This is a genomic window from Sporosarcina sp. 6E9 (assembly GCF_017921835.1).
GTDB lineage: Bacteria > Bacillota > Bacilli > Bacillales_A > Planococcaceae > Sporosarcina.
Map to the genome: position 1 here is coordinate 156,365 of NZ_JAGEMN010000005.1, position 6,479 is coordinate 162,843.

The window sequence follows — 6,479 nt, forward strand, 5'->3', positions numbered from 1 at the left end:
TCTTGTAAAATAGAAAGAACCATTAAATTATGAAAGGTTGAACGCGAATTGAATGATTTAAAAATAAATACAGAATTCATAACGCTTGGCCAGCTACTCAAGATGACGAACGCTATTAGTTCCGGTGGCATGGCTAAATGGTATCTCGATGAACATATTGTTTATGTGAACGGTGAAGAGGAGCAGCGTCGTGGAAAAAAACTACGCAATGATGATGTTATAAAACTGCCCGAGGTCGGCACTTTTAAAATTATTGAAGAGACAAATGGCTCATCGGATGTTTATTGAGCAACTTGCTTTAACTAATTACCGAAACTATAAAACCCTTGATTTATCTTTTTCCCCGCAAATCAACGTATTAATCGGCGAAAACGCACAAGGAAAGACGAATATCATGGAAGCAATCTATGTACTTTCAATGGCAAAATCGCACAGGACATCAAATGATCGTGATTTAATACGTTGGGACGAAGAATATGGTAAAATAGAAGGTAGCGTCCAGCGTAAATATGGGAGACTTCCGCTAGAACTTATTATTTCTAAAAAAGGAAAGAAAGCGCGAGTCAACCATCTCGAGCAAAATCGTTTAAGCCTTTATATCGGGCAATTAAATGTTGTGATGTTCGCACCTGAGGATTTAAATCTCGTGAAAGGAAGCCCGTCCGTAAGAAGACGATTCCTTGACATGGAGATTGGCCAAATATCTCCGGTATATCTTCATGATCTTTTAACGTTCCAAAAAATATTAAGGCAACGAAACGCGATATTGAGAGATAATCGCGGTAAATCTAATTTTAATGATGTCATGTTTGATGTATATACAGAGCAGTATATTCAAGTGGCTGTACAAATTATTCGTAAAAGATTTTATTTCATGGAACTTCTTCAAAAATGGGCGGAACCGATTCACCAAGGTATTTCCCGCGGAATGGAATCACTTAAAGTATCATATGGAACACTAAAAGGCATTGAATCGGGGCAGACTCAAGAAGAAATGGAATCCGTGCTTGAACAAAGACTACTTGAAATGCGGCAACGCGAATTGGATAGAGGTTTAACACTCATCGGTCCTCATCGTGATGACCTGCATTTTTTCGTCAACGGATATGATATCCAAACTTTCGGTTCGCAAGGTCAACAACGAACAACAGCTTTGTCTTTGAAACTCGCTGAAATTGAACTTGTGAAGCAAGAAGTCGGGGAATCACCCGTATTACTTTTGGATGATGTGTTATCTGAGCTAGATGATTATCGACAATCTCATTTATTAAACACGATTCAAGGAGAAGTTCAAACCTTTGTTACAACGACGAATATAGCTGGGATTGATCATGAAACAATTCGCCAAGCCAATATTTTTGAAGTAAATGCAGGATCAGTAGTTAACAAAGAGTAAAAGTTAGGTTTTGTGCATATGCACGCACGTATCATGCTAGGTGGTATACGTTCAGAAAGGAAAGGTGAACAAGCTTGGCAATGGAAGAAAAGAATTTACAGGCCTATGATGAAGCCCAGATTCAAGTACTAGAAGGATTAGAAGCTGTACGAAAACGTCCCGGCATGTATATTGGGACAACAAGTTCAAGAGGCCTTCACCATCTTGTATGGGAGATAGTTGATAATAGTATTGATGAAGCGCTGGCTGGTCATTGTGATCACATTGAAGTAGTAATGGAGAAAGATAATTGGATTCGCGTCGATGATAATGGTCGTGGGATTCCGGTCGGGATTCAAGAATCTACAGGAAGACCTGCTGTTGAAGTAATTTTTACAGTTCTTCATGCCGGAGGTAAATTTGGCGGTGGTGGGTATAAAGTTTCAGGTGGATTACACGGTGTTGGTGCTGCTGTAGTTAACGCATTATCCGAAACTACTGAAGTTTACGTTAACCGAAACGGGAAAAGGTATTATATTAAGTTCGAAAAAGGTGTACCTGTAGTTGAATTGAAAGAAATAGGTACCTCTGAAGAAAACGGTACAAGTGTGCGATTCAAGGCCGACCCTGAAATTTTTAAAGAATCAACGACATTTGAATATGATATTCTTGCAAATCGTTTACGTGAGCTAGCTTATTTAAACCGCGGTCTTCGTGTTTCTATTTTCGATGAACGTGATGACGAAGAAAGAACTAACTCATACCACTATGAGGGCGGTATTAAATCTTACGTAGAGCATTTAAATAAGAAAAAAGAACCGATTCATGAAGAACCTATTTTTATTGAAGGTGAACGGGATGATATAGCTGTTGAAATTGCGATGCAATACAATAGCGGTTTTTCAGAAAATATCCATTCATTCGCGAATAACATTAATACGTACGAAGGCGGAACGCACGAGTCAGGTTTCAAGACCGCATTAACACGTGTTGTAAATGACTATGCGCGTAAAAATGGTGCACTTAAAGAAGCCGACCCGAACTTATCGGGAGATGACGTTCGAGAAGGTCTAACAGCGATTATTTCGATAAAACATCCAGATCCGCAATTTGAAGGCCAAACGAAAACTAAACTGGGTAACTCTGAAGTAAGTACCATTACAAACTCATTGTTTTCAGAAGGACTGCAAAGATTTTTACTTGAAAATCCATCGACTGCCCATAAAATTATTGATAAAAGTTTAATTGCAGCACAAGCACGATTAGCTGCAAAAAATGCGCGTGAATTTACACGTAGAAAATCTGCATTGGAAGTTTCAAGTTTACCGGGTAAACTATCCGACTGTTCTTCTCGGGATCCAGCAATAAGTGAATTATATATTGTTGAGGGTGATTCAGCCGGCGGTTCTGCTAAAAATGGTCGTGATCGACACTTCCAAGCAATTCTGCCACTCCGAGGAAAGATTCTTAACGTTGAAAAAGCACGGTTAGATCGAATTTTGGGGAACGCTGAGATCCGTATGATGATTACTGCACTAGGTACGGGAATCGGTGAAGAGTTTGCGCTCGAAAAGGCGCGTTATCATAAAGTTGTTATTATGACGGATGCCGACGTTGACGGTGCTCATATTCGAACACTATTACTAACGTTCTTTTTCAGATTTATGCGTCCGTTAGTAGAAGCAGGATATATTTATATTGCCCAGCCACCGCTTTACAGAGTGAAGCAAGGCAGGTCTGAGCAATATTGTTATACAGAAGAGCAGTTAAACGAAATATTAGAAGGTCTTCCGCAGACTCCTAAACCTGTCATTACCCGCTATAAAGGGTTAGGTGAAATGGATGCGGAACAATTATGGGATACAACAATGGATCCAGATCAAAGAACATTGTTACAAGTAGAACTAGAAGATACGATTACCGCTGACGAGACATTCCAGCAATTAATGGGCGATGATGTCGAACCGCGTCGAAAATTTATCGAAGCAAACGCTCAATATGTGCAAAATATAGACACGTAATAACAGAAGGTATTGAAAGGAGTTTACCAACATGGCAGATATGCCGAATCGTGGTGTCCAAGGGATTAACATTAGTACGGAAATGAAAACTTCATTCCTCGATTATGCAATGAGTGTTATCGTTTCTCGTGCACTTCCAGACGTAAGAGATGGACTAAAACCGGTTCACCGCCGTATTTTATACGCAATGCAGGATTTAGGGAACACTGCAGATAAACCGCATAAAAAGTCTGCACGTATTGTCGGGGATGTAATCGGTAAGTATCACCCGCATGGTGATAGCGCTGTTTACGATACGATGGTACGTATGGCACAAGACTTTAACTATCGGTATATGCTTGTTGATGGACATGGGAACTTTGGTTCTGTCGATGGTGACTCTGCAGCCGCAATGCGTTATACAGAATCTAGAATGTCCAGAATTGCAATGGAACTTTTAAGAGATATCAACAAAGATACAATTGATTATCAAGATAACTATGATGGTCAGGAAAGAGAACCTATCGTTTTACCGAGCCGTTATCCTAATTTGCTCGTCAATGGATCTTCCGGGATTGCTGTTGGAATGGCAACAAATATTCCACCGCATCATCTCGGAGAATCAATAGACGCAGTATTGGCGCTATCGGAAAACCCAGAAATCACGACTGAAGAATTAATGGAGATAATGCCTGGTCCTGATTTTCCGACAGGTGGTATTATTTTAGGCCGTAGCGGAATTAGACGAGCCTATGAAACTGGTCGTGGATCAGTGATTATTCGAGGAAAAGTCGAGATTGAACAAAAGGCAAATGGTAGAGAAACCATACTCGTTAACGAATTACCCTTTCAAGTAAACAAAGCACGATTAATAGAGAAAATTGCCGAATTAGTTCGAGACAAAAAAATAGACGGTATTACCGATTTAAGAGATGAATCAGATCGTACTGGAATGCGAATTGTTATCGAGGTTCGTCGTGATGCAAATGCCAATGTATTATTAAATAATTTATATAAACAAACCGCGTTACAGTCAAGTTTCGGTGTTAACATGTTAGCACTGGTCGACGGTCAACCGAAACTACTTGCATTAAAAGAAATCTTATACCATTACTTAGAACATCAAAAAGTCGTTATTCGCAGACGTACGCAATATGATTTAAAACGTGCAGAAGATCGCGCACATATTTTAGAAGGTTTGCGTATTGCGCTAGATAACATAGATGCAATCATCTCACTCATTCGTGGTTCTAAGAATACGGATGAAGCTAAGACTGGTTTAATTGATAAATTTAGTTTATCTGAGCGCCAGGCTCAGGCGATACTCGATATGCGTCTACAACGTTTGACAGGTTTAGAGCGAGATAAGATTGAAGATGAATATAATTCACTTCAAGTACTAATTACTGAACTTCGAGCGATTCTTGCAGACGAAGTAAAGTTGTTAGAAATTATTCGCGAAGAATTACTTGAGTTAAAAGAACGTTACGGCGATAAACGTCGAACTGAAATTACTCTAGGTGGCGCGGAAATGATTGAGGATGAGGATCTTATTCCAGTCGAGAACTCTGTACTGACACTAACCCATAACGGTTATATTAAACGTTTACCTGCGAGTACATACCGTAGTCAACGTCGAGGCGGTCGTGGAATTCAGGGAATGGGAACAAATGATGATGATTTCGTTGAACATCTGTTAAATACGTCAACACACGACACAATTCTATTCTTTACGAGCAAAGGACGAGTTTTCCGCACAAAAGGCTATGAAGTTCCAGAATTTAGCCGTACGGCGAAGGGTCTTCCAATCATTAACTTGCTTGGTGTAGATAAAGAAGAAAAAGTAACAGCAATGATTCCAGTAGACGAATTTGAAGAAGATAAGTATTTCTTCTTTGTTACTCAAAATGGGATAGCTAAAAGGACGCCTGTTGCAGCATTTGCAAATATTAGATCGAACGGACTCATCGCACTTACACTTCGCGATGACGATGAACTGATTGGCGTTAAAATGACGAGTGGCGAGGAAGAAATTGTCATCGGAACAAGAGATGGCATGCTTATTAAATTCAACGAAACCGATATTCGATCAATGGGTCGTATAGCCGGCGGTGTTCGCGGTATCCGTTTACGCAAAGGTGACATTGCAGTTGGCATGGATGTTGTGGATGAAGGGAAAGAAATCCTGGTCGTAACAGAAAAAGGGTTTGGAAAACGTACACCACAAGAAGAATATCGTATTCAATCACGTGGTGGTTATGGACTTAAAACACTTCATGTAACCGAACGAAACGGATCACTTGTTGCAATGAAAGCTGTAGATGGATCAGAAGACTTGATGCTTATTACAATACATGGCATCTTAATTCGAATGGACATCAGCGATATTTCTGTAATTGGAAGAAGTACGCAAGGGGTTCGCTTAATTCGACTTGGAGAAGATGAACTCGTTGCGACTGTTGCAAAAGTTGTAAAAGATGATGAAGAAGATAATATCGAAGAAGATAGTAACGCAATAGGTGAACCTCAGATTAACGAAGAAGATTCTATAGTAGATGAATCTGACTCCTTAATAGAAGAAGATCCAAATGACGGGGAAGAATAAGTTGATTTAATACACTCTGCCAACGGGCTAACCTAGCCTCGTTGGCATTTTTTCTTCTATGGAATCAACAAAGAGCTTAAGAATAGTTAATGATTAAATCGACCACAAGTTATTTCAATTAACTTTCTATTGTTTTGCTATTGTAATTAAAATAATAAGGTGGTATAGTTATGAATGTCGCCAAACCGACCATATAAAGACCACATAAACGACGAAAAAGAAATTATAAATAGTTGTTGACACAGTCAAGCAAGTTTGGTATGATATAAGAGTTGCTGTCGAGAGATGGTAACGCAGAAGATAATATGTAAGCGAAATTCATACTTATATAATGAACCTTGAAAACTGAACAGCAAAACGTCAAGATATAATGTTTCGTTAAATCGAAACAAAACGAATCTTCGGATTCAAAGTCAGCAAAATGAAACTCGAGCTATTCAAGTTTCTCTATTATGGAGAGTTTGATCCTGGCTCAGGACGAACGCTGGCGGCATGCCTA

The 6,479-nt window shown here is 39.4% G+C and carries 4 protein-coding genes; all 4 read left to right on the top strand.

Annotation, left to right across the window (positions count from 1 at the left end; genetic code table 11):
• Positions 1–48: 48 nt before the first annotated feature.
• Positions 49–288 (top strand): S4 domain-containing protein YaaA, encoded by a 240-nt coding sequence (gene yaaA, locus J4G36_RS16300; protein WP_210471449.1) that lies wholly within the window; start codon positions 49–51, stop codon positions 286–288.
• Entirely contained in the window at positions 278–1,396 is a 1,119-nt protein-coding gene (gene recF, locus J4G36_RS16305) for a DNA replication/repair protein RecF (RefSeq protein ID WP_210471450.1), read from the top strand. The genes yaaA and recF overlap by 11 nt, the downstream gene beginning before the upstream one ends.
• 80 nt (positions 1,397–1,476) lie before the next feature.
• Entirely contained in the window at positions 1,477–3,396 is a 1,920-nt protein-coding gene (gene gyrB, locus J4G36_RS16310; protein WP_210471451.1) for a DNA topoisomerase (ATP-hydrolyzing) subunit B, read from the top strand.
• Between the two features lie 31 nt (positions 3,397–3,427).
• Positions 3,428–5,980, top strand: coding sequence for a DNA gyrase subunit A (gene gyrA / locus J4G36_RS16315; protein ID WP_210471452.1), 2,553 nt, complete (start codon positions 3,428–3,430; stop codon positions 5,978–5,980).
• Positions 5,981–6,479 lie beyond the last annotated feature (499 nt).

What these genes read in the sequence shown, in the direction of transcription:
- gyrA (WP_210471452.1), top strand. Translation starts at nt 3,428, where the DNA reads ATGGCAGATATGCCGAATCGTGGTGTCCAAGGGATTAACATTAGTACG.
- recF (WP_210471450.1), top strand. Translation starts at nt 278, where the DNA reads ATGTTTATTGAGCAACTTGCTTTAACTAATTACCGAAACTATAAAACC.
- gyrB (WP_210471451.1), top strand. Translation starts at nt 1,477, where the DNA reads ATGGAAGAAAAGAATTTACAGGCCTATGATGAAGCCCAGATTCAAGTA.